Genomic DNA, 23,773 nt, shown 5'->3' on the forward strand with positions numbered 1-23,773 from the left:
GGTGGGAGGAACCGCGTCCTGCGCAACGCGAAGCGCGCGGAACGCCGAGGGGTTCGGCGTTCCGCGCAGCGCTCTCTTCACGTACCTACAGCGGGAGCTGCTCGCCCGTCTGCTCCTTGACCATGTACTCGGCGTACCAGTCGGGCCAGTTCTCGTCGTGCACGCCACCGTTGCGCGCCTCGTGCTCGCCGTGCGCCACGGCCGCCCGGCGCAGCGCCGCGGCCAGGTCGGTGATCGAGCCGTACGACGTGTCGTCGGCGGCGACGCGGCCGGGCAGGCGGGTCGTGACCTCCTGCAGCACCCACGTGTTGCCGTCGGGGTCGACCAGGTCGGCGCGGGTCACGTAGCTGCGGCGCTCGGGGTCGGCGCCCTCGACCGGGCCGTCCGGGGTCGGGTGGTAGAGCGGGCCGACCTCCACTCCCGCCGCGAGCAAAGCCTCGTGCGTCTCGACGACGTCCGAGACGATGAGGAAGTGCTTGCCGGAACCGGGTTCCGCGGTCGTGACGCCCGCACCGAAGTGGATGGACGCGGCGGAGCCGGGCGGCGTGAACTGCACGACCCACGGGGGCGTGACGTCCTGGCGCCAGCCGAGCCCGGAGTAGAACTCCTTGGCGCGCTCCACGTCGGTCACGGGGATGACGGTGACTTCGAGCTTCATGTCGACGTCGCTGAGCTTCTTCACTTCGCTACTTCCTTCGCCAGGTCGCGGAGCGCGTTGAGGAACGCCTCAGAAAAGGTGGGGAACGGCTGGACGACGTCGAGCAGGACGGAGAGCGGGACCTTCGCGCGGATCGCGACGGTGGCCTGCTGCAGCCACTCGCCGGCTTCCGGACCGACGGCGTAAGCGCCGGTGAGGACCTCGCCGTCGGACACGAGCGTCAGAAACCCGGGCTTCGTCGCGTAGTCACGGGTGTAGGTGGCGGTGCGCGCGACGCCGGACAGATGGGCGGTGGCGGTGTGCTTCCCTTCCGCCGCACCGACCGCGGCGACCTCCGGGGACGTGAAGACGACCCTGGGGACGGCGGTGTAGTCGACGCGCGCGGGTGTGCCGAGGATGTTCGCGGCGGCGACCCGGCCCTGGTACTTGCCGACGTGGGTCAGGTTCCACTGGCCGGTGACGTCGCCGACCGCCCAGAGGCCGTCCGCCACGTTCATCCGCTCGTCGGTGTGCAGGCCGCGCGGGTCCGGTTCGATCCCGACGGTCTCGAGGCCGATGTCCTCGACGCGGGGGCGGCGGCCGGTGGCGACGAGGAGCTTGTCGCCGCGCAACCGCGTGCCGTCCGGGAGGTCCAGCACGTACTCGCCGTCCTCGAACGACGCCCGGCGGGCGTGCACGCCGAGGTGCAGTTCGACGCCGTCCGCGGCCAGCGCCTCGGTGAGCGCGCGGCCCGCCGCCTCCGGTTCGCGCGGCAGCAGCCGGTCGTGGCCCTCGACCAGGGCGACCTCGGAGCCGAGGCTCCGGAACGCCTGCGCCATCTCGACGCCCACCGGTCCGCCGCCCAGGACGAGCAGCCGGCGCGGGACCTCCTCGACGCCGGTGGCCTCGCGGTTGGTCCACACGTCCAGGTCGCTCAGGCCGGGGATGGGCGGGAGGAACGCCGACGACCCCGTGGCGACCACGATGTCGTGAGCGGTGTAGGTCCGATCGCCGACCGAGACCCGGCCCGGCCCGGCGATCCGGCCGTGACCGCGCAGCACGGTGATCCCGGCGCTCTCGGCCCACTTCTCGCCGCCCGTGTCGTCGTAGGACGAGACCATGAAGTCCCGGTACGCCAGCACGGCCTTCACGTCGATCTCGCCGGTGACCGCCTCGCGGGCGCCGGGAACCTCCCGGGCCGCCGCCAGGACCTCACCGGCCCGCAGCAGGGTCTTGGACGGGATGCACGCCCAGAACGAGCACTCGCCGCCGAGCAGCTCGCGCTCGACCAGGGCCACGGTCTTGCCGCCCTCGGCGACGGCGGCGGCGAAGTGCTCACCGGGCGATCCGCCGCCGATGACGATCACGTCGTAGTCGACGGCCATCACACACGTCCCGGGAGGCGCGTCGTGACCTCCTGCAGCACCCAGCCGTTGCCGTCCGGGTCGCTGAACGAGGCGAACGAGCCGTAGCTGGCGCGGGCGGGGTCCGGTCCGGCGACCCTGCCCTCGGTGCCCGCGTGGTGGAAGACGCCGGTCTTGTCGTGGAAGACCTCGCTGACCTGCACGCCGCGGCCGATCAGGTCCTCGCGGGCGGCCTCGACGTCGTCGACGACGAGGTGCAGGCCCTCGGCGCTGCCCGGCTCGGCGTGCGAGACGCCGGTGCCGAAGATGATCGAGGCGGGCGAACCGGTCGGCGTGAACTGGACCAGCCGGTAGCCCTCGTCGTCGGCGAACTCGGCGTCGAAGCGCCAGCCCAGCGCCTTGTAGAAGTGCACGGCCCGGTCGACGTCGCTGACCGGGATGACGGTCACCTCGAACTTGTAGTCCATCTCGGTTCCTCTCTCGTGTGTCCCGATGACACGAGACTGCTCCCGCACGGGGGTCGCTCGAACCCGTGGAACTCCCTGGTCGGTCCCTGGTGGTTAGGCTTCGACCCGTGTCGGAGGAAGGTCTGCTCGGCAGACGCGTGGAGGGCGAGGCCCTGGACCAGCTGCTCGTGCAGGCGCGGTCCGGTGCAGGTCAGGTGCTGGTCCTGCGGGGTGAGGCCGGGATCGGCAAGACCGCGCTGCTCGACCGCGTGTCGGCGCGGGCCTCGGGGTTCCGGGTGGCGCGGGCCGCCGGGGTCGAGTCCGAGAGCGCGTTTCCGTACGCGGCGCTGCACCAGCTCTGCCTGCCGTTCCTCGACCGGCTGGACCGGTTGCCCGCCCCGCAGCGCGAGGCCCTGGGCACGGCGTTCGGGATGGCCTCCGGGCCGCGGCCGACGCGGTTCATGGTCGGCCTCGCGGTGCTGACGCTGCTCGCCGAGGTCGCCGACGAGCAGCCGCTGGTGTGCCTGGTCGACGACGCGCAGTGGCTCGACTCCATGTCGTCGGCCGTGCTCGGGTTCGTCGCCCGCCGCCTGCTCGCCGAACGGATCGCGCTGGTCTTCGTGCTGCGCGAGACCAACGACTACCTCGACGGACTGCCCGAGCTGCAGGTGCGCGGCCTCGACGACGCCGACGCCCGCGCGTTGCTGGAGTCGGTGATCAAGGGCCCGGTGGACGGACGGGTGCGCGACCGGATCGTCGCCGAGTCGCGCGGCAACCCGCTCGCCCTGCTGGAGCTGCCCCGCGCCTGGACGACCGCCGAGCTCGCCGACGGGCTCGACGCCGGACCGCTGACCAGCCGCATCGAGGCCGGGTTCGTCCGGCAGGTCGAACCGCTGCCCGCCCACACCCGGCTGCTGATGCTGACCGCCGCGGCCGAGCCGCTCGGCGACGCGACGCTGCTGTGGCAGGCGGCCGGACTGCTCGGCCTCGGCGCCGACCCGGCGGCCGCGGCGCTCGGCACCGGGCTGATCGAGTTCGGCGCCCGCGTGCGGTTCCGGCACCCGCTGGTGCGCTCCGCCGTGTACCGCTCGGCGTCCGCCGCGGACCGGCAGCGCGTGCACCGGGCGCTGGCCGACGTGACCGACCCGGCGATCGACCCGGACCGGCGCGCCTGGCACCGGGCGCAGGGCACGGCCGCACCGGACGAGGAGGTGGCGGCGGCGCTGGAGAACTCGGCGGGCCGCGCGCAGGCCCGGGGCGGTCTGCTGGCCGCGGCCGCGTTCCTCGAACAGGCCGCCGTGCTGACCCCGGAACCCGGCCGCCGCGCGTCCCGCGAGCTCGCCGCCGCGCGGGCCAAGCGCGACGCGGGCGCGCTGGAGGCCTCGCTGCGGCTGCTGTCGGCGGTCGAGGCCGGTCCGCCCGACGAGCACCGCAGCGCCCAGGTCGAGCACCTGCGCGGGCACATCGCGTTCGACCAGCGCCGCGTCGCCGACGCCGCACCGCTGCTGTTCGGCGCGGCCCGCAGGCTCACCCCGTTCGACGCCGACCTCGCCCGCGAGACGCACCTGGAGGCGCTGTCGGCCGCGATCTGGGCGGGCTCGCCGCTCGCCGACGCGGCCCGCACCGCTCCCCCGCCGCGCACCCCGCCGTGCGCCCTGGACCTGGTGCTCGACGCGCTGACGACCCGCATCACCGCCGGCTACACCGCGGCGGTCGAGCCCATGACGCGCGCGCTGGACGCCGTGCGGGCGTTGAAGGTCGGCGCCGACGACATCAGCCGCGTGCCGTGGCTCTTCGGAAACCGCGCGGGCGGGATCGTCGCGAGCGAGCTGTGGGACTTCGACACCCGCCGCGAGTTCGCCCGCCGGCAGGTCCGCCTGTCCCGGGACGCCGGCGCGCTCGTGCAGCTGCAGTTCGCGCTGAACTTCCTGGCGGACAACGAACTCCTCGCCGGCGACCCGGCCGCCGCGCAGGCGTTGATCGAGGAGGACCAGCGCATCTCGGAGGTCACCGGCACCCCGCCGGTCGGCTACGCCGTCGTGCTGCAGGCCGCCTTCCGCGGCGAGGACCTGGCCACCGGCGTCCGCGCGGACTCCCTGGCCGCGGGCCAGGGCAGGCTCGCGGTGATCGCCGACTGGGCGCTCGCGATCCTCCACAACGGACTGGGCCGCCACGACCTGGCCCGCGACGCCGCGCTGCGGGTGAACGCCACCGACACCCTGGTCTACCGCGGCCTGATCGCGACCGAACTGGCCGAGGCCGCCTCCCGCACCGGTGACACCGCGCTGGTCGCGGAGGCGCTGGCGAGTTCCGCCGACTGGGTCGACACCCCGTGGTCTCTGGGCCTCAAGGCCCGCCTGCGCGCGCTGAACGGCGACACCGACGCGTTCGCCGAGTCGATCGCCTTCCTGGAGCAGACCGAGTTGCGCGGCGAACTCGGCCGCGCGCACCTGCTCCACGGCGAGTGGCTGCGCCGCGAGGGCCGGCGGGTCGAGGCCCGCGACCACCTCCGCACCGCGCACGAACTCCTGGTGGAGTCGGGCATGCCGGCGTTCGCGGACCGGGCGACGCGGGAGCTGCAGGCGACCGGCGAGACGGCGCGCAAGCGGAGCGCCGAGCCCACGGACGAGCTGACCGCGCAGGAGTACCAGATCGCGCGGCTGGCGCGGGAGGGCTTCTCGAACCCGGAGATCGGGACGCGGTTGTTCATCAGCCCGCGCACCGTGGAGTGGCACCTGCGCAAGGTGTTCGGGAAGGTCGGCGTGACCTCGCGCCGGCAGTTGCGCGACGCGAGGTTCTGACAAGAACGGATCAGTCAGGAAAGAGAGCCAGCGGCGGTAACAGGTTCCATGAAACGGTCGACAAGAGAGTCTGGATGAACGAGGCTCTCGAGAACAGGCCAAAAAGTGGAAATCCTGAACCTGGGCGGACTCCTGTTTTCCGTCGTCGGGGGTCTGATCGCACTGCTCATGTTCCTGTACGAGTACATTCGCGGCAGGAACTCCGAGAAGTCGTTCCGTCCCATGATCGGCTGGATCATCGCGCTCATCGGCGGGACCATGGCGATCTTGGCCGCAGCCGCGCTCTGGCTCGCGAAGAAGTCGCCGTTCTCGGCTGACGGACGTCAGTACGGAATCGTTTGCGGCGTCGGCCTGCTCCTACTCGTCGGCGGCACGTTGCTCGCAATCCTGGTCCCATCGGCCAAACGTCAACTCATGGTGTCTGCCGCACGGCGCGTGGAACAGTTCGTGGTCCAGGCCGAGCGCCGGACCGGATCGGAACCACGTCAGTACGTCGAGTTCGGTGTCCGGCCCTCCGATCGACCAGGTGGCCGCCCGCGGCGACTGAGTTCGGCGAGGCTGGCCGCGGGCAAGATAACCGTGTTGCAGGGGGCGGCGGGCTCCGGCAAAAGCACAGCGCTGCGCGCGTACGTCCGCCGCACGTCCAACCAGATCAGCCACATGCGCCGACCCGATGAACTGGTTCTGTACGTGGACCTGGGCAAGGTCACTGACATCGTCGAGCCGATCACAGAGGCGACGGTCCGCGAACATCTCCTAACGGCCTTGGGGCCTGATCTGCACCTCCGTGACCTACTCGCGGCCCAATTCGACGACGCATCCTGGCGCTGGTCCTATGCCGTCGATCTGGGTTCGACGCTGACCGCCGACCAAGAACGGCAGTACATCGACGCCCTGACCCACCTGGTAAGCCGCAGACCCAACGACCGGGCGATCGTTGCCATTCGATCGAGTCCCGGCGGCGAGGAGCCGCACCTGGAAATCGCAACTCCTACGGCACGGACCCGACGCGCAATGCTCGCACGCCGTGGCGTGCACAAGCCCGTGAACGCCATGCTGCTTCACCGACTCGACAACGACCCCACGCTGAGCGATCTTGCTACCAATGTCGACCTCCTGGCTTTGCTGACCGAGCGCATTGACGCCATCGACCCGTCCGGCTCGGCACGTGACATGGTCGCTTCGACCATCGAGGCGTGCTTGCGCGACGCCGACTCGTTGGGTGTTGCCGTCGACGTCGTGCGCACCAGCGCAGAAGCGACAGCGTTCCAGAACATCGTGGCCAGTCAGAACACGATGACGGCGGAGACACACCAGTTGGCCCTCACCGGGCTCGGCCACGCCGAGCACGGGGTCTTCGTGTTCCGCAACGACGTCGTGCTCGCTCACCTCGCCGCAGATCACCTCTTGAGAGGAGGTGAGCCCTACTCACTCGTGGTTGCTCTGGAGTCCGAACGGTGGCGTTCACTGCTCGTCGCCGCGTTGCGCAGCGAAGACGACACGTTCCGCTCGACCTTCGTCCGTGATGTCACGACGATCCTGGTCGACGAAGCGAACTCCCTGAGCCTCTCGACTTCTGAAGACGCAGTTCCGTTGCCAGCGACCTTCCGCTGGCCGACTGCGGCGTTGCACGCTTTGCAGGTACTGCAGGCAGGACTGTCTCGAACACGCGTGAACGAACTGCCGGACGCAACGCGCACAGTGGTCGACGCGTTCATCCGCGCCTCGATGCTGAGCGGCGGCCAGGCCCAGCAGCGGGCCGGTGTGACGATCATTCCGTTGGGAAGGACGCGTGCCCTGATCGCCATCGTGGACAGAATGCTCACGATGAAGGCGAACCGGATACTCGTCGCGCCGTCACTCCGCCAACTCGCCGAAGCCGACGACTTCTTCACCGCAGTCCCCTTCAGCACCCGTTTGCGTCTGCTCGCCCAGGCGTTCGGGTTCGGCGTCGCGCCGGCGATCGCAGAGCGAGCGGCCATCGCGACAAACGGTGCCAACTCGTTCGCAGTCGCGACCAAGGACATGGTCCACGCCGGCCACATCACCGCCACGATCGCCTTCACCTATTCCTTGGCCGCCATCAAGATCGAACCCGGCACCTGGGCCATCGCGGCCGCAGTCATGGCGGTCTCCGTCACCTACTCGCTCAGCTTCTCCCGCTGGCGACTAGGGCGACAAGGCTGGGGCATCTCAGCCGGTGGCCTCACGCTGACAGCGATGCTGTTCTGCTTCGGCGGTGTCGTCACCTTCGTCAAGGCGATCGTGCTTCTACTCGAGACCAACGTTGCCAACGCCCTCACCAGTTTGGCAGTCGCATGGTTCCAGACGTGGCCGATCGCCGTGATCCTGTACGTCGCCATCTCGCCCATCTGCGATCGGAAGTGGTTGCTGGCACACCGGAAGCTGTTCGATGCGTTGCGCGGCTCGAGCTTGGACACCACCGTCACCAGCTCGGTACGTCACCATCTACCGTTGCTCATCAGTCCGCAACGTGTCGCCGCCGCCGCGATCGGCGGCGCGACCACCATCGTCCTGTCCACGAACCTCCCGTTCGCAGAGGAAGCTCAGAATGCGGTGAAGGGGCTGTTCATACTCGTTGCGATCGCCGCCGTCATAACCCTGCTCGGCCCCACGCCGTTGAAGAGATCAACCTCATGGCGTCGGCTCCGCTGGGACCGCAATCACCTGTCCTCGCTCGACGAGGCGGAGGTTCTGGAGGAACTGAAAGCAAGCTTCAACGCCAGTGGCGCCGCGATCACGCGACTCCTGGCAACGGCGGCCTCGACCGAGCCAGGAGCGATGCGTTCCGCCGCAGCCCTCTTTCAAGACCTGGACAGCTTGCTCGCCTTTGTTTCCGACACCATGCCGGAAGCCGTCAACAAGCCTCTCAAAGAAGGGTTGTGGCGATTCGCTCCTGAGTTCGAGGTACCCGAGTTCCGCGACTGGATCATGAGGTTCGACCGCAGGCGTCCGGGCCTGCTGTCGAGCCTTGCCACCTCCGAACGGGTACGCGAGTTGTCGAGCACTGCCGTGCTCAAGGCACGCTGGCCCTGAGCGAACAGTTCGGCCATCCGGGCGGTTCGAGGAGCGTAGCCAGTTCGTGTTCCAAGCGATTCTTGGAATTGTTTGCCCGACGTCAGCCTGGTGGTCTTTCCGGCAGGACCGGGTGCCTCGGTCACCGCGTCGTCGTAGCGGTCACCGTGTTCGCAGGCGGTGTCTACGCGGGACCTGCCCACCGCCACGCCAGCGTCGTTGATCGCAAGCGCGCCGCGGTAGAGGCCACCAGGCAGGCCGTCGGCAACGCCGCGGACAGCAGGAGACCCCGTCTTGTACACACGTGAACTTCCCCTAGGAGGTTTCTCGGTCCAGCCGCACCAAGCCAGCGAGAAACCTCCGGGGTTGAGCGGCGTCAGTTGCCCGCGGCGAACCAGGCCTCCAGGCTGGTCGGCTGCAACTGCGCCCCCTCGTTCGGCACAAGCTGCTTGCCGGTCAGCGCGGTCCCGAAGTACTGGGCCTCCGGGTCACTCACGACCTCGCGCGCGTCCCCGCGCCGCGTCAGCACCGCGCGGATCCAACCGTCCATTGTGAACTCCTCCGGCCCGCCGATCTCCAGCACACCACCGACCGGCGCCGTGGCGGCGGTCCGCGCGACCACGGCGGCCACGTCGGAGGCGGCGACCGGCTGGACGCCACCGTGCGGGAGGTGCACGGCGCCGTCCCGCTCGGCCGAGTTCGCGATGGCGCCCGCGAACTCGAAGAACTGGGTGGCGCGGATGATCGAGTACGTGAGGCCGGACTCGCGGATGAGCTTCTCCTGCGCCACCTTCGCGCGCAGGTAGCCGGACTCCGGCAGCTCGTCGGTGCCGACGATGGACAGCGCGACGTAGTGGCCGACGCCGGCGGCCGCGGCGGCCTTGGTCAGGTTCGTGGTGGCCGTGGTGAAGAAGTTCATCACGTCGTCGTCGGCGAACGACGGCGAGTTCGACACGTCCACCAGCACGTCGGCGCCCTTCAGCACCTCCTCGACGCCCTCTCCGGTCAGCGTGTTCACGCCGCTGTTCGGGGACGCGGGCACGGCGTCGTGGCCGTGCTCGCCGAGCCGCTTCACGACCTGGCTGCCGATCAACCCGGTGCCGCCGATGACAACGATCCTCATGGGTCCATCCCTCTCGTGTGGGTGTTCACGAGTTAAGACAGGACAGCCCCCGAAGTTGTGACAGGCCTATTCGAACGCGCGCAGCTTCTCCGGGTTGACCAGCCACAACACCTGGTCGATGCCCTCGGCGGACGCCACCACGGTGATTACCGCGAAGGTGGCGCCGTCCTTGCGCAGCCGCACGGCGGGCACGCCGTTCGCCTCGACGAACGCCATCTCGGCGCCCGCCCAGAACGACGGCGCCCAGCCGCTGACGATCTTGGCGAGCGAGGCCGCGCCGACGAGCGGACGGCCGGCCGCGCGGATCGCGCCGTTGCTGTCGGACCAGCTCACGACGTCCTGCGCGAAGAGCTTCTCAAGCGCCGCCAGGTCACCTGCCTGCGCCGCCGCCACGAACGCCTCCAGCAGCCGCAGCTGGTCCGCGCGCTCGACGGGCACGCGGCGTTCGTCGGCCAGGTGCTTGCGGGCGCGGCTGACCAGCTGCCGGGTCGCGACCTCGCTGGTCTGCACGATCTCGGCGATCTCGCGGTACGGGTAGTCGAACGCCTCGCGCAGCACGTACGCGGCCCGTTCGGTCGGGGTCAGCTTCTCCAGCAGCATCAGCACGGCGAGCTCCAGCACCGCGCCCTGCTCCGCGCCCACCTGCGGGTCGGCCGCGGTGTCGACGGGCTCGGGCAGCCACGGGCCGACGTAGGTCTCGCGGCGGGCCCGCGCGGTCTGCGACTCGTTGATCGCGAGCCGGGTGATCGCGGTGGCGAGGTAGGCCTCGGGGTGCTGCACGGCGGCGCGGTCGGCGAGCTGCCAGCGCAGCCACACCTCCTGCACCAGGTCCTCGGCGTCGGCCACGCTGCCGGTCATGCGGTACGCGATGCCGAACAGCCTCGGCCTGGCCGCCGCGAACACCGCCTCGGCCTCGTCGAGCCGCTGGGTCATCCGCCACCCCTTCCCTCATGGCAACGGTAGCGCCGATCGGGCAGGGGCGAGCTGTGGCGCCACCCACGGGAGGCAGACTGATCACGTGACCACCGAACGCCCGAGCCCGCCGCTGCAGGCGGGCGAACGCGAGACCCTGCGCGCGTTCCTCGACTTCCACCGCGCCACCCTCGCGATGAAGTGCGACGGACTGTCCGACGAGGACCTGCGCCACCGCTCGATGCCGCCGTCCACGCTCACGCTGCTCGGTCTGGTGCGGCACATGGCGGAGGTGGAGCGCACCTGGTTCCGCAAGGTGATCAACGGCGAGGACATCCCGCTGGTGTGGTCGCCGGACAACGACTACCAGGTCGCCTACGACGCCTCGGCCTCGACGCGGTCCGAGGCGTTCGAGGCGTGGCAGGCGGAGGTCGAGCACGCGCGCCGGATCGAACGCGAGGCCGAGTCGCTCGACGTCACGGGCTACCAGCCGCGCTGGGGCGAGCAGGTGTCGCTGCGCCTGGTGATGCACCACCTCTGCCACGAGTACGCGCGGCACAACGGCCACGCGGACTTCCTGCGCGAGGGGATCGACGGCGTCACCGGGGCGTGAGGCTCCGGCGCGCGGCGGCGACCACGGCCGGATCGCGGAATTCCTCTTGCAGGGCAAGCAGAGCGGCGAGCTCCTCGTCCAGGTCGGACCCCGCCGCCCACGCCGACGTCTCCGCCGGGTGCAGCGCGTCCGGGGAGGCCAGGCCGATCCGCAGCACGCACGCGTCCAGCGCGAGCGGCGACGTGGTGCCCGCCTCCTCCAGCGTCATCGCGGCGAACGCGCGGGTGTCCGGTGACACCCGGCCGGCCACCTCCAGCTGGGCGTCGCGGATCTCCACGGTCCGCCGGTACAGCCGCAGTTCCAGCGACCCGGCGAACCAGCGCGGCGGCTCCCCCAGCACGACCGTCGGCACCGCCCCGGTCAGCTCCGTCCACAACGGACCGAGAAGCCGATACCCGCGCAGCCGCCGGAACCACCGCGCGGTGCTCAGCCCCGCCTGGATCAACCCGCCCAGCACGCAGAGCAGCACCCCCAGGAACAGGGCCATCTCCGTGAACCGGCCGTAGGCGGCGTACCGGGCGCCGCGCGGCACCCACTCGAAGCCGTACCAGATCACGTACCAGTACCGGCAGCCCGCGTAGACGACCAGCGACAGGCATCCGAGCCACAGCAGGAACAACGCCACCCGCAACGGGCCGCGCGCCCCGCGGCGCCACAACGGGAACAGCAGCACGGCGCCGGCGACGACGCCCGCGGACATCACGGCGAGGTCGACCAGCTGGTAGACGATCGTCGCGGGGTGCGAGGGCTGCCAGTAGCCGAAGTCCGGTTCGTCCATCCGGCGCGGGATCACGGCGAACGCCGCGACCATCACCGCGCCGGCACCGATCAGCACCACCCGGCCGACCGTCACCGCGCGGGCGTTCGTCCCGAGGACCATGAGCCCGAACCGCAGGACGAACGCGATGCCCGCGAGCCCGGCCAGGTGCCCGACCGCGATCGCGAGGTCCGGCACCCCGGTGACCCGGTCGAGCCCGTACCTGAGGTCGCGCACGACCAGCGTGGCGGCGACGGCGAAACACAGGTAGGCCAACGCGACCACGCGGTTCTGCGGCGAGCGGGCGACCGTGCGGAGCCGGAAGAGCACGAGCCCCCACAGGACGACGAGCACAGCGAACACGGGCACGGGCAGCTCCAGCCCGGGAAACCTGATCATCTACCTGTCCCCGAAGACGTCGTCGAGCGTGCCCAGCGCCCCGTCCGGGCGCGGCGGTGCGGTGCCCCACCCCGCCCGTTCGCGGATCAGCGCGGCGACCATCTCGGCCTCCTGCTCCTCCGGCGTCGAGTACCGGGTGCGCTGCAACACTCGCCGCACCACCGCCGGGTCGAGGTCGCCGAGCAGGGCGGTGAGGCCGTTGTCGTCGTCGGCGAGCGAGTGGTCGCAGAGCATGTGGCCGATCTCGTGCAGGACGATGTTCTGCTGGTGCGACGCGGAGGCGCCGCGGGCGTGGAAGACGTGGTCCGCCTCGACCGTGCAGATCCACAGTCCACAGGGGAGGTCCGCGGCCCCGGTGTACGGCAACGGGTGCAGGTGCAGGTCACGCCCTCGCGCGGCGGAGACCTGAGCGCAGAGGGCCTCGATCGAGAACGGCGTCGGCACCTCGAAACCCGCGAGCCGCGCCAGCGACCGCCGGCGCAGCCGCCGCCACGACCTCACGCGTCACCGTCGTCCTCGGCGGGCGGCAGGCCCTCGATCGACCGGGCGTGCTGGACCATCCCGAGCACGGCTTTGATGCTCGCGGGCGACAGGCCCGACGCGCGCAGCGCCAGCGAGCGCACGTCGCTGTCGCGCAACGCGACCAGCAGCTCCAGCTGGTCCTCGATGCCGCTGTTGTCGTCGAGGAAGTACGAGGTGGGCACGCCGAAGAACTGCGCGAGGCCTTCGAGGTGGCGCTTCGTCGGGTTGTCGCGCATGCCCTTGCGCAGCTGCCAGACGTAGGTGTGCGAGATCGAGATCCCGTTCTCGCGAATCGCCGCGGCCACCTCTTCGTAGGTGTACTCGCGCTGGCCTCCCGGTCGCACCGACTTGAACAGCCGGTCCAGCCGTGCGGCCAGCGTGGCCGGGTGCTCCCCCTGGGCTACCACCCGCCCATCGTAGTCGACCTCACCGTCAGTGCCCGGCCGCCGCCGGGGGCAGGTCTGCCTGGGCGAGGCTGATGCCGCGGTCGGGGACCACGCCGAAGTGCGTGATCTGCCGGCCCGCGCCGAGCTCGGTGACCCAGTTGGCCGCGGTCCGGAACCGCCCGTACGGCAGGTCCATCAGGTGGTAGCCGCGCGTCACGGCCTTGGCCGCCAGGCCGGTGAGCGGCACGCCGAGCGGGTTCGCGACGGCCTGCCAGCCGCCGAGGTCGACCACGAACCCCAGGTCCTTGTGCCTGTACTCGCGGGCGGTGCCGTGCCCGAGCGACGCCGCGATGTTGCGCGCGGCGGTCCTGCCCTGCCGTTCGGCGTGCTGGGCGGTCATGGCGGTGATCTCGCCGGGCCGCACCAGGTCCGGCACGGCGGCCGCGTCGCCGGCGGCCCACACGTCGTCGCAGACCTTCAGGTACGTGTCGGTGTCGATGCGGCCGTTGGTCGCGGGCCTGTTCAAAGTGCTCACGAGCGGATCGGGCCGCACGCCTACACACCACACCACGGTCCGTGTGGGGATCTCACTGCCATCGGAGAGCCGCGCGCAGGTGGCGGTCATCTCCTGGAGGCTGGTCTCCAGCTTGACCTCGGCACCGCGTTCGAGCAGCACCTTCTTCGTCGGGCCCGACAGCCGCGGGTCGAGGCCGGGCAGCACGCGCGGCGCGATGTCCACGAGGATCCACCGGGGCGGCACGTCGCGGAGGCCGGGCAGGTGCCGCCACGCGTCCCGGGTCAGCAGCTGGGTCTGCGCGAGCACCTCGGTGCCCGTGTAGCCCGCACCCACCACCACGAACGTGCAGCGCGCACGGCGTTCCTCGGGGTCGTCGGACTGGTCGGCCAGCTCCAGCTGCCGCAGCACGTGGTCGCGCAGGTGGATGGCCTCGGCGATGGTCCGGAAGCCCTTCGCGTGCTCGGCGACCCCCGGGATGGACAGCAGCCGCGTGACGCTGCCGGACGTGATCAGCAGCCGGTCGTAGGACATCGCCGACGACCGGCCCTCCACGTCCGTCACCTGGACGCACTGGCGCGCCAGGTCGATGCCGGTCGCGGCACCCAGGACGAGCTTCGTGCGCTTGAGCTTGTTGCGCAGCGGCACGGCGACCCGGCGCGGGTCGAGCACCCCGCCCGCGACCTCGGGCAGCAGCGGGATGTAGAGCATGTAGTCGACCGGGTTGACCGCGACCAGGTCGGCGGCCTCCTCGGGCAGCGTGCGTTCGAGCGTGCGCAGGCAGTGGAATCCGGCGAACCCGGTGCCGACCACCAGGACCCGCGGCCGAGCGGACATGCGTCCTCCTCGTGCGACCGTCAGTAGAAGCCCTCACGCCTCGTGGAGCTCTTGTGCCCCAGGTCGGCGCTGATCCGTTCCGCGGCGCCGAGCAGCAACGGCACCACCTCACCGCGAATCTCCTCGACAGAGGATCGCCCAGCGGAGGTGGAGGACGCGAGTGCGGCGACCACCTCCCCGGTGCGGTCGCGGACGGGCGCGGACACCGAGAGCAGCCCGATCTCCAGCTCCTCCGCCACGATCGACCACCCGTCCGAGCGAACCTGGCGCAGGTTCGCCCGGAACTCGTCGCCGTTGGTCAGCGTGTGCCGGGTCAGCGCGGGCAGGCCGGCCGCGATGACGTCGTCGACCACGGCGTCCGGTGCCCAGGCGAGCAGCACCCGGCCCATGGACGACGCGAACGCCGGGATGCGGGTGCCGACCGACACGTTGATGCTCATGATCCGCCGCACCGGCACGCGGGCGACGTAGACGGCGTCCCGTCCGTCCAGCTCGGCCAGCGACGCCGACTCCCCCGTCTTCGCGGACAGCTCCAGCAGGTGCGGCTGGGCGATCTCGATCATCGCGTGCGACGCCGAGTAGTGCTGCCCGATGCTGAGCACCCGCGGCGTCAGCGTCCACCGCGTGCCCTCGTTCCGGACGTACCCGAGTCGTTGCAGGGTGAGGAGGATCCGGCGCACGGCGGGGCGCGAGAGGTTGGTCGCGGCCGCGAGCTCGGCCAGGTTCGGGCTGGTCCTCTCCTCGTCGAACGCGAGCAGCACCGCGAACCCGCGCTCGATGCTCTGGATGAAGTCGCGCTCGTCCGGCCCGCTGGTCATCGCCCCATCTTTCCGCACCGCACCCCGTTGACACGGCCGCAGCGTCGGTGCACTCTCATGTAACCGCAAAGCGTACAGATTGTACGCATAGCGTACAGGAGGAGCGGGAGATGACCTTGGATCACCGCACAATCCGCACCGGGTTCGGCAGGTTCGCCACCGGCGTCACGGTCGTGACCTGCCGCAACGACGACGGAGAGCCGCACGGCGCGACCGTCAACGCCTTCACGGCCGTCTCGCTCGAACCGGCGCTGTGCCAGGTCACGCTCACCCGCGAGTCCAAGGCCTGCCGGTTCCTCGACGCCAAGCCGTTCGCCGTCAACGTCCTCGCCGCCGACCAGATCGACGCGGCCTGGACCTTCGCGGGCCGTCCGCAGGGACGTCCCGCACCCCGCTGGGCCGACGGGCCGACCGCCCCCGTCCTGCTCGGCACCGCCGCGACCATCTCGTGCCTGCCCTGGCGCACGTACGACGGCGGCGACCACCTGATCGTCATCGGGGAGGTCGCACACCTGCACACCAGCGACGCCGATCCGTTGCTGTTCTTCGGTGGCGCGTTCCGCGAGATCGCCGGACGCACCGCGGACCACTGGATGAGCTCGGTCGACTGCCCGGACATCGGGTGGTTCGGCACGGACTTCGCCCCACTGCGAACCACTTCGACGCTGAAGGGTTAGGCATGACCACGCAGCAGCAGCAACGCACCACCCGGCCGATGACCGGCGAGGAGTACGTCGAGTCCATCCGGGACGGACGTGAGATCTTCCTCGGTGGCGAGAAGGTCGACGACGTCACCACGCACCCGGCGTTCCGCAACTCCGTCCGGATGACCGCCCGTCTGTACGACGCGCTGCACGACCCGGACCGGCAGGCCGTGCTCACCGCGCCGACCGACACCGGCAGCAGCGGCTTCACGCACCCGTTCTTCCGCACGCCCCGCAGCAGCGCCGACCTCTACGCCGACCGCGCCGCCATCGCGGAGTGGGCGCGCATGACGTACGGCTGGATGGGCCGCAGCCCCGACTACAAGGCCGCGTTCCTCGGCACGCTCGGCGCCAACGCCGACTTCTACAACCCCTTCGCGGACAACGCCCGCCGCTGGTACCAGGAGTCGCAGGAGAAGGTCCTGTACTGGAACCACGCGATCATCAACCCGCCTGTCGACCGCAACCGCGACCCCGACGAGGTCAGCGACGTCTTCATGCACGTCGAGGAGGAGCGCGACGACGGTCTCATCGTGTCCGGCGCCAAGGTCGTGGCCACCGGGTCGGCGATCACGAACTACAACTTCATCGCGCACTACGGCCTGCCCATCAAGAAGCGGGAGTTCGCGCTGGTGTGCACGGTGCCGATGGGCGCGCCGGGCATGAAGCTGATCTGCCGCAACTCCTACGCGTACAACGTGGACCGGACCACAGGGCCGTTCGACTACCCGCTCTCGTCGCGGTTCGACGAGAACGACACGATCTTCGTGCTGGACCGCGTGAAGATCCCGTGGGAGAACGTCTTCATCTACGGCGACGCGGACAAGGCCAGCACGTTCTTCCCCGGTTCCGGGTTCCTGCACCGCTTCACGTTCCACGGCGTCACGCGGCTGTCGGTGAAGCTCGACTTCATCGCCGGGTTGCTGCTCAAGGGCGTGGAGGCCACCGGCGTCAAGGACTTCCGCGGCATCCAGACCCGCGTCGGCGAGGTCATCGGGTGGCGCAACCTGTTCCACGGCCTGTCCGAGGCGATGTGCGCGAAGCCCGACGAGTGGGTCGACGGCGCGGTGCTGCCGCACCTCGACTTCGGCCTCGCCTACCGGTGGTTCATGACCGTCGGCTACCCGCGCATCCGCGAGATCATCATGCAGGACATGGGATCCGCGCTGATCTACCTGCCGTCGTCGGCCAAGGACTTCCTGTCCGGCGAGACGCGGCCGTACCTCGACAAGTACGTGCGCGGGTCGAACGGCGTGGACGCCGTCGAGCGCGTGAAGCTGATGAAGCTGATCTGGGACTCGATCGGCAGCGAGTTCGGCGGCCGGCACGAGCTGTACGAGCGCAACTACTCGGGCAACCACGAGGGCGTGCGCGCGGAGATGCTGTTCGCCGCGCAGCAGTCCGGCCTGGCTGATTCCATGAAGGGCTTCGCCGAGCAGTGCATGGCCGAGTACGACCTGGACGGCTGGACCGTCCCCGACCTCTACAACCCCGGCGCGACCGTCCTGAACGGAAGGTGACCCTCCCGATGACTGCCGTTCACTCCCCCACCGCCGCCGACTCCGGCGCGTCCGCCAGCGCGAACTTCCGCTCCACGGCAAGGGAAGGGCTCGCCGTCTCCCCCGAGCGGGTGTCCACAGTGGTCACCGCGGTGCTGCACGCCGTGCACTCGGCGATCCGCGAGCACGACGTCACCTACCTCGAGTTCCAGGCCGCGAAGCGGTGGCTGATGGACCTCGGCGAGGGCGGCGAGTGGCCGTTGTTCCTGGACGTCTTCGTGGAGCACGTCGTCGAGGAGGTCGCCGCCCGCACCCAGGACGGCACCAAGGGCAGCATCCTCGGCCCGTACTACCTGCCGGACCAGGTCTCGCTCCCGTCCGTCTGCACGCTGCCCCGGCGCCCGGACGAGCAGGGCGACCCGCTCACGTTCTCCGGGCGGGTGACCGACCTGGCCGGGCGGCCGCTCGCCGGCGCCGAGCTCGACATCTGGCACGCCGACGCCGAGGGCTACTACTCGGGGTTCGCGCCGGGCATCCCCGCCGGCAACCTGCGCGGGGTCGTGACGACCGACGCCGGCGGCCGGTTCGAGATCACGACGGTGCAGCCCGCGCCGTACCAGATCCCGACCGACGGACCGACCGGGCGGCTGATCGACGCGGCCGGCTGGCACCCGTGGCGGCCTGCGCACCTGCACCTGGTCGTGCGGGCTCCCGGCCACCGGCCGATCACGACGCAGCTCTACTTCGCGGGCGGTGAGTACGTCGACAGCGACGTCGCGGAGGCCGTGAAGCCCGAGCTCGTGCTGACGCCCTCCGGCCAGCGGGTCTCCTACGACTTCGTGCTCGAGCCCGCATGAACGACCTGCTGATCGACGGCGTGGACACCGTCCTGCTGGACGTCCCGCTCGTCCGGCCGCACCGCTTCGCCCGCACCGGGATGGACGCGCAGCCCGTGCTGCTCGTCCACGTCCGGACCGCGGGCGGGGTGGTCGGCCTCGGCGAGGGCGTCGTGCCGGGCGGGCCGTGGTGGGGCGGTGAGTCGGTCGAGACCATGAAGGTCGTCGTCGACCGGTACATCGCCCCCCTGCTGCTGGGACGCCGGGTCGACGACATAGCGGGCATCCAGCAGGCCGTCGGTGACGTCGTCAACGCGAACCTCTACGCCAAGGCCGCCGTCGAGGTCGCGTTGCACGACGCGTGGGCCAGGTCGCTGGGCGTGCCGGTGCACACGCTGCTCGGCGGGCTCGCGCGCACGTCCGTCCCGGTGACGTGGGCGCTCGGCACCGAACCGGCGGACGTGGTGATCGAGGAGGCGATGGCCAAGCTCGACCTGGGGCACCGCAGCTTCAAGCTCAAGATGGGCGCGCAGGATCCGGCCGACGACGTGCGGCGGGTGTGCGCGATCGCGGAGAAGCTCGCCGGGGTCGCGGGCGTGCGGGTGGACCTCAACGCGCGCTGGGACCGGCTGACCTCGTTGCGGCACCTGCCCCGGCTCGCCGACGCGGGCGTGGAACTGGTCGAGCAACCCGTTCCGGGAGCCGAGGCCGAGTGGCTCGCGGAGATCAACCGGGCGCTGCCGATCCCGGTGATGGCGGACGAGTCGCTGCGCACGCCGTCCGACGCCCTGCGGCTCGCCGGCCTGCGCGCCGCGGACGTGTTCTCGCTGAAGACCACGAAGAGCGGCGGCTTGCGCGCCACGGCGGCCATCGCATCGATCGCGGCCGCGGCGGGTATTCCCTGCCACGGTGGCACCTCGATCGAGAGCCCGGTCGGCACGGCGGCGTCGTTGCACCTCGCCTGCGCCTCCCCTGCCGTGACGTGGGGCAGCGAGCTGTTCGGGCCGTTGCTCATGCGCGAGGAGCTGCTCACCACGCCGTTGCGCTACGACGGCGGTGACCTGCACCTGCCGGTCGGTCCGGGGCTCGGCGTCGAGCTGGACCCCGCGGCCGTCGCGGCCTTCACCCGGAGGTGACCATGCTCTTCCACGTGCGGATGGACGTGTCCCTGCCCCACGACATGGACCCCAACGACCGGGCCGAACTGGTCCGCGCCGAGAAGGAACGGGCGCTGGAGCTGCAGAAGCTCGGCGTGTGGCCGCACCTGTGGCGGGTCGTCGGCCAGTACAGCAACATCAGCGTCTTCGACGTGCCGTCCAACGACGAGCTGCACGCGTTCCTGTCGTCGCTGCCCCTCTGGGAGTACATGCGGGTGCAGGTCACGCCGCTCGCGACCCATCCGTCCGACCTGGCCGCGCAACCATGACCGCCGTCCGGGAGGGACTGGTCTGGCGGTCGCCGGCGGACGTGCCCGGCGACTGGCCGGGGTGCGTGGTGACGATCGGGGTGTTCGACGGCGTGCACCGCGGGCACGCGCACCTCATCTCGGCGGCCCGCGAGGTGGCGGGCACCCGGCCGGTGGTGCTGGTGACGTTCGACCCGCACCCGGCTCGGGTGCTCGGCCTGCCCCGCGACACGTCCGCGCTGAGCACCGTGGACCGGCGGGCCGAGCTCGGGCACTCCCTCGGCGTGGAGGCGATCCTGGTGCTGCCGTTCACGCGCTCGCTCGCGGCGCTGTCACCGGCGGCGTTCGTGTCCGAGGTCCTGGTCGGGGCGCTGCACGCCGAGGCCGTCGTGGTCGGGGCGAACTTCACGTTCGGCCACCGCGGCGCCGGGACCGTGCGGACGTTGCGGGAGCTGGGACTGGAGGCGCACGGGGTCGACCTGGTGGACGGGTGCTCGTCCACGCGGGTGCGGGAACTGGTGCGGCGCGGGGACGTCCGGGCCGCCGCAGCCGTGCTGGGGCGGCCGCACCGGGTGGAGGGCGTGCTGGCCGGCGGTGTCCTGGCCGTACCTCTGGGGACCGCACTGCCGCCGGACGGTCCGTACCTCGGGACGCTCGGCGGCCGGTCGGCCCGGGTGGTCGTGGCGTCCGGGTCGGTGCTCGTGGACGGGCCGGACGGACCCGCCGCCGTGGAGTTCCTGGAGCGGTCCACTACGTCGACGCCTTCCTGACGATGCCCCGCGCCATCGTCGCGAACACGATGTCGTGCAACGGTTTCTGCGCCATCCAGTACAGCTGGCCGAGCAGTCCGTCGGCGGTGAAGGTGACCTTCTGCCGGTAGCGCGTGTGCTCTCCCCGGCGGTCGACGCGCATCTCCAGCAACGTGTGGCCGGGCATCTTCATGTCCGCGCGCAGGACCAGGCGCCGCGCGTCGTCGTCGCGGTGCACCACCGTCCAGAAGTCGACCACGTCACCCTCGCCGATCTCGGGTGCCCGGCCCCGGTACAGCCCGACGCCGCCGAACAGGTGGTCGATCGCGCCCCGGACCGTCCACACGAGAGGGATCGTGTGCCAGCCGTCCTTGCCTCCCAAGGTGTTCACCGCCCGCCACACTTCCTGCGGCGAGGCCTCGGTGAGCACGGTGCGTTCCTCGGTGAACACCTCGCCGTCGGCCGTCGCGGTCTCCTCGGCGACCGTGGCCCGGATGGCGTTGTCGAGGCTCGTCGGGCCGTCCGGCGGGGGCGGCAGGACCTCGGTGACGGGCGGGCCGGACTTCGCGAGGTCGTGGTCCAGCGACGCGAACAGGGGTTCCGCGACCGCCGCGGGCACCGGCGTGACCCAGCCCGCGACCTGCGCCGCGAGCTTGTGCGACCACAGCGGGGACGGCAGCGGCAGCCGGACCGGCAGGCCCAGGACGCGGGCGCAGCGCTGCACGAGGTCCAGGTAGCTCAGCCGTTCCGGGCCGAGCACGTCGTACACGCCGTCGACCGGTTCCGGGAGGTTCGCCGCGGCCACCAGGAAGTGCACGACGTCGGCGACCGCGACCGGCCTGCTGGTGTTGTGCATCCACGACGGCACCGGCACCCACGGCGTGATCCGCGCGGACGACCGCAGCAGCTCGAAGCTCGTCGACCCGGCGCCGATGATCATCGGTGCCTGCAGCACGAGTGCGGGCACCCGGCCGGCGGTCACGAGGTCGCCGACCTCGGCGCGGGAGGCGAGGTGCGCGGAGAGCCCGGCGGAACCGGGGCGCGGCCCGCCGACGTAGACGACCTGCCGCACGTCGGCCTCGGCCGCCGCGGCCGCCAGCACGGCGGCGGCCCCGCGGTCGACGTCGGCGAAGTCCGGCCGCTCCAGCGAGTGCACGAGGAAGTACACGACGTCCTTGCCCGCCAGGGCTTCGCGGACGGAAGACGCGTCCGCGGCGTCGCCGACGTGCACCATCACGTTGGTGGGGAACCTCGTCGCCTGGGTGCTGTCTCGGACCAGCACGGACACGTCGTGCCCGTGCGCCAGCAGCTCCGGCACGAGACGCGACCCGAGGTGGCCGGTCGCGCCCATCACGAGGCACCTCATCGGATGCCGGTCCGGTTCTGCAGCGCTCCGACCTTGATGCCGTACAGGAAGAACAGCGCCATGAAGACCTCGATGCGCTGCTGCGAGGTGAGGTCGTCGAGGTCGATCGCGATCTCGGATTCGCGCACGGCCGAGGCCCGCACCAGCCGTTGGTTGAACAGCGCCCGCGCGACGTCCTGGCTGCGCTCGTCGACGTCGGCGTGGAACAGCCGGCGCAGGTCGCAGTCCGGGGGCAGCGGGTGGTGCACGAGCTCCGCGGGGTAGCGGGCGTTCATCACGCGTGCCGCGGTGTTGAGGGTGTGGGCGACGAGCTGCGGTCCCCTGTCGAAGTGGTCGACCATCGCGACCAGCTCCTCCAGGGTCGCGACGTCCTCCTCGATGCTGACCGGCGTGCTGGTGTCGAGGTCGAGCCGCTCCATCGCCATCGCGACGTTCTCGAGGACCTGGTCGGGATCGACGACGAACTGGTCGCCGACGTGCAGGCTCGCACGGTGGTGGTGCGGGTCGAGTAACTCCTGCGCCTCGCGGTCGAGGTGCTGCGGTTCGCCGTGGTCGATCGTCACCCGCATCAACTGCCCGTTTTCGGGTGAGCGCAACCGTCCGTCCACCAACGGGTGACCGGCGGTTGCGGGACCGGGACACCGGGTACCGCTGTCCGATGACGACGTCGATCGCGCTGTTCACCCGCGACCTGCGGGTTCACGACAACCCCGTGCTGCACGCCGCGTCCACTGCGGACCGTTGCGTGCCGTTGTTCGTCGTGGACGACGCGATCGTCTCCTCGTCGTTCTTCAACTCCAACCGGGCCTCGTTCCTCGTGGACAGCCTGACCGACCTGGACGCGGCGCTGCGGGAGCGCGGCGGCAGGCTGGTGGTGCGCCGCGGGCAGGTCGCCGAGGAGGTCGCCCGGATCGTCCGGGACCACGACGTCACCGAGATCCACGTCGCCGCCGACGTCAGCCGGTACGCCCGCCGCCGGGAGGAGGCGCTGCGCGGGCTCGGGGCCGACCTGCACGTGCACGACATGTCGGTCAACGCGGTCCCGCCGCTCTCGCTCACCCCGTCCGGTGGCGGCGACCACTTCGCGGTGTTCACTCCGTACTTCCGCAAGTGGGAGACGGTGCACCGGCGCGGTGTCCTGCGCGCGCCGCAGCGGTTGACCACGCCGCGGATCAGCGGTGACGTGCCCGATCTGCGCCACGGCACGCCGTCGCCGGAGCTGGCAGAAGGTGGCGAGACCACGGGCCGCGAGCTGATGGCGGCCTGGGCGCGCACGGGCGTCGCCGACTACGCCGACGTGCACGACGCGCTGGCCGACGACGCCACCTCCCGCCTGTCGCCGCACCTGCACTTCGGCACGGTGTCGGTGACCGAGCTGCTGGACCGCGTCGGCACCGCGTCCGAGGGTGCCCGCGCCTACACCCGGCAGCTCGCGTGGCGCGACTTCCACCACCAGGTGCTGGCCGCCCGCCCGGAGTCGGCCACGAAGGACTACCGCACCCGCGGCGACCGGTGGCGCCGGTCGGACCGCGACTTCGCGGCGTGGCGGGACGGCCGCACCGGCTACCCGCTGGTCGACGCGGGGATGCGCCAGCTCGCGCGGGAGGGCTGGATGCACAACCGCGCCCGGCTGGTCACGGCGAGCTTCCTGTGCAAGACGCTGTACCTGGACTGGCGGCGGGGCGCCCGGCACTTCGTCGACCTGCTCGTGGACTGCGACCTCGCGAACAACCAGATGAACTGGCAGTGGGTCGCCGGCACGGGCACCGACACGCGCCCGAACCGCGTGCACAACCCGGTGGCGCAGGCGAAGCGCTACGACGCCGACGGCGCCTACGTGAAGCGCTACCTGCCCGAGCTGGCCGAGGTGGACCCTGCCCACGTGCACGAACCGTGGACGCTGCCCGAGGACGAGGTCAAGGCCCTCGACTACCCGCCGCCGATCGTGGACCTGCGCGAGGCGGCCGACCGGTTCGCGGCCGCCCGCCACCAGCGCTGACCTGTGCCCGCGGCGTGCGCGGAGGAGGATCGGGGGCAGAGTCCCTCGAC

Annotated in this window: 22 protein-coding genes; 10 read left to right on the forward strand and 12 right to left on the reverse strand. The window is 71.2% G+C overall.

The features are described from left to right. Positions 1-85: 85 nt before the first annotated feature. Genes ABZX02_RS10190 through ABZX02_RS10200 form a run of 3 tightly spaced genes read right to left on the reverse strand, consistent with a single transcriptional unit; the run spans position 86 to position 2,468 of the window. The gene (locus tag ABZX02_RS10190) at positions 86-682 is read right to left on the reverse strand and encodes a VOC family protein (RefSeq protein ID WP_355296773.1); all 597 of its coding nucleotides are present in this window, start codon (positions 680-682) and stop codon (positions 86-88) included. Next, the gene (locus ABZX02_RS10195; protein WP_355296775.1) at positions 679-2,025 is read right to left on the reverse strand and encodes an NAD(P)/FAD-dependent oxidoreductase; all 1,347 of its coding nucleotides are present in this window, start codon (positions 2,023-2,025) and stop codon (positions 679-681) included. The genes ABZX02_RS10190 and ABZX02_RS10195 overlap by 4 nt, the downstream gene beginning before the upstream one ends. Then, on the reverse strand, positions 2,022-2,468 hold the full coding sequence (locus ABZX02_RS10200) for a VOC family protein (RefSeq protein ID WP_355296777.1): 447 nt from the start codon (positions 2,466-2,468) through the stop codon (positions 2,022-2,024). The genes ABZX02_RS10195 and ABZX02_RS10200 overlap by 4 nt, the downstream gene beginning before the upstream one ends. Before the next feature lie 107 nt (positions 2,469-2,575). Here ABZX02_RS10200 and ABZX02_RS10205 point away from each other — a divergent pair, with 107 nt between their 5' ends. Both ABZX02_RS10205 and ABZX02_RS10210 read left to right on the forward strand, forming a co-directional pair. After that, positions 2,576-5,248, forward strand: a complete 2,673-nt coding sequence (locus tag ABZX02_RS10205; RefSeq protein WP_355296779.1) for an AAA family ATPase — start codon at positions 2,576-2,578, stop codon at positions 5,246-5,248. 105 nt (positions 5,249-5,353) lie between these two features. After that, positions 5,354-8,305, forward strand: a complete 2,952-nt coding sequence (locus ABZX02_RS10210) for a hypothetical protein (protein ID WP_355296780.1) — start codon at positions 5,354-5,356, stop codon at positions 8,303-8,305. A 355-nt stretch (positions 8,306-8,660) separates the two neighbouring features. Here ABZX02_RS10210 and ABZX02_RS10215 read toward each other — a convergent pair whose 3' ends face one another. Together ABZX02_RS10215 and ABZX02_RS10220 are read right to left on the reverse strand one after the other, a co-directional pair. Continuing rightward, positions 8,661-9,407, reverse strand: a complete 747-nt coding sequence (locus ABZX02_RS10215; protein WP_355296782.1) for an SDR family oxidoreductase — start codon at positions 9,405-9,407, stop codon at positions 8,661-8,663. A 66-nt stretch (positions 9,408-9,473) separates the two neighbouring features. After that, complete coding sequence (locus ABZX02_RS10220; protein ID WP_355296784.1) at positions 9,474-10,340, reverse strand: RNA polymerase sigma-70 factor; 867 nt, start codon at positions 10,338-10,340, stop codon at positions 9,474-9,476. Positions 10,341-10,425: 85 nt separating this feature from the next. Here ABZX02_RS10220 and ABZX02_RS10225 point away from each other — a divergent pair, with 85 nt between their 5' ends. After that, positions 10,426-10,932 carry a DinB family protein gene (locus tag ABZX02_RS10225; RefSeq protein WP_355296786.1) on the forward strand — a complete coding sequence of 169 codons (507 nt, stop codon included), beginning with the start codon at positions 10,426-10,428 and terminating at the stop codon, positions 10,930-10,932. Here the strand turns inward: ABZX02_RS10225 and ABZX02_RS10230 are convergent. Genes ABZX02_RS10230 through ABZX02_RS10250 form a run of 5 tightly spaced genes read right to left on the reverse strand, consistent with a single transcriptional unit; the run spans position 10,919 to position 15,165 of the window. Next, complete coding sequence (locus ABZX02_RS10230; RefSeq protein ID WP_355296788.1) at positions 10,919-12,088, reverse strand: MAB_1171c family putative transporter; 1,170 nt, start codon at positions 12,086-12,088, stop codon at positions 10,919-10,921. The two genes, ABZX02_RS10225 and ABZX02_RS10230, sit on opposite strands and share 14 nt — an antisense overlap. Then, positions 12,089-12,589, reverse strand: coding sequence for a hypothetical protein (locus ABZX02_RS10235; protein ID WP_355296790.1), 501 nt, complete (start codon positions 12,587-12,589; stop codon positions 12,089-12,091). Further along, a complete protein-coding gene (locus tag ABZX02_RS10240) occupies positions 12,586-13,017 on the reverse strand; it encodes an XRE family transcriptional regulator (protein WP_355296791.1) in 432 nt (143 codons plus the stop codon). The genes ABZX02_RS10235 and ABZX02_RS10240 overlap by 4 nt, the downstream gene beginning before the upstream one ends. Positions 13,018-13,042: 25 nt before the next feature. After that, on the reverse strand, positions 13,043-14,347 hold the full coding sequence (locus ABZX02_RS10245) for an NAD(P)/FAD-dependent oxidoreductase (protein ID WP_355296793.1): 1,305 nt from the start codon (positions 14,345-14,347) through the stop codon (positions 13,043-13,045). A 20-nt stretch (positions 14,348-14,367) separates the two neighbouring features. Continuing rightward, positions 14,368-15,165 (reverse strand): IclR family transcriptional regulator C-terminal domain-containing protein, encoded by a 798-nt coding sequence (locus ABZX02_RS10250; RefSeq protein ID WP_355296795.1) that lies wholly within the window; start codon positions 15,163-15,165, stop codon positions 14,368-14,370. Between the two features lie 110 nt (positions 15,166-15,275). Here ABZX02_RS10250 and ABZX02_RS10255 point away from each other — a divergent pair, with 110 nt between their 5' ends. From ABZX02_RS10255 to ABZX02_RS10280, 6 genes are read left to right on the forward strand one after another with little or no spacing between them, the layout of a single operon-like run. Continuing rightward, positions 15,276-15,842: a flavin reductase family protein gene (locus ABZX02_RS10255; RefSeq protein ID WP_355296796.1), complete on the forward strand. Its 567-nt coding sequence runs from the start codon at positions 15,276-15,278 to the stop codon at positions 15,840-15,842. A gap of 2 nt (positions 15,843-15,844) precedes the next feature. Then, positions 15,845-17,389 (forward strand): 4-hydroxyphenylacetate 3-hydroxylase N-terminal domain-containing protein, encoded by a 1,545-nt coding sequence (locus ABZX02_RS10260; RefSeq protein ID WP_355296798.1) that lies wholly within the window; start codon positions 15,845-15,847, stop codon positions 17,387-17,389. An 8-nt stretch (positions 17,390-17,397) separates the two neighbouring features. Then, on the forward strand, positions 17,398-18,225 hold the full coding sequence (locus ABZX02_RS10265) for a dioxygenase (RefSeq protein ID WP_355296800.1): 828 nt from the start codon (positions 17,398-17,400) through the stop codon (positions 18,223-18,225). Further along, positions 18,222-19,340 carry a muconate/chloromuconate family cycloisomerase gene (locus ABZX02_RS10270; protein ID WP_355296801.1) on the forward strand — a complete coding sequence of 373 codons (1,119 nt, stop codon included), beginning with the start codon at positions 18,222-18,224 and terminating at the stop codon, positions 19,338-19,340. The genes ABZX02_RS10265 and ABZX02_RS10270 overlap by 4 nt, the downstream gene beginning before the upstream one ends. A 2-nt stretch (positions 19,341-19,342) precedes the next feature. Beyond that, positions 19,343-19,630, forward strand: coding sequence for a muconolactone Delta-isomerase (catC, locus tag ABZX02_RS10275; protein WP_355296803.1), 288 nt, complete (start codon positions 19,343-19,345; stop codon positions 19,628-19,630). Further along, positions 19,627-20,379 (forward strand): adenylyltransferase/cytidyltransferase family protein, encoded by a 753-nt coding sequence (locus tag ABZX02_RS10280; protein WP_355296805.1) that lies wholly within the window; start codon positions 19,627-19,629, stop codon positions 20,377-20,379. The genes catC and ABZX02_RS10280 overlap by 4 nt, the downstream gene beginning before the upstream one ends. Here the strand turns inward: ABZX02_RS10280 and ABZX02_RS10285 are convergent. Further along, positions 20,360-21,709 carry a DUF2867 domain-containing protein gene (locus tag ABZX02_RS10285; RefSeq protein WP_355296807.1) on the reverse strand — a complete coding sequence of 450 codons (1,350 nt, stop codon included), beginning with the start codon at positions 21,707-21,709 and terminating at the stop codon, positions 20,360-20,362. The two genes, ABZX02_RS10280 and ABZX02_RS10285, sit on opposite strands and share 20 nt — an antisense overlap. A gap of 11 nt (positions 21,710-21,720) precedes the next feature. Continuing rightward, the gene (locus tag ABZX02_RS10290; protein ID WP_355296808.1) at positions 21,721-22,293 is read right to left on the reverse strand and encodes a hypothetical protein; all 573 of its coding nucleotides are present in this window, start codon (positions 22,291-22,293) and stop codon (positions 21,721-21,723) included. 89 nt (positions 22,294-22,382) lie between these two features. Between ABZX02_RS10290 and ABZX02_RS10295 the strand changes: the two genes are divergently transcribed. Next, positions 22,383-23,723, forward strand: a complete 1,341-nt coding sequence (locus ABZX02_RS10295) for a deoxyribodipyrimidine photo-lyase (protein ID WP_355296810.1) — start codon at positions 22,383-22,385, stop codon at positions 23,721-23,723. Positions 23,724-23,773 lie beyond the last annotated feature (50 nt).

This window comes from Lentzea sp. NPDC003310, assembly GCF_040610935.1.
Lineage (GTDB): Bacteria > Actinomycetota > Actinomycetes > Mycobacteriales > Pseudonocardiaceae > Lentzea.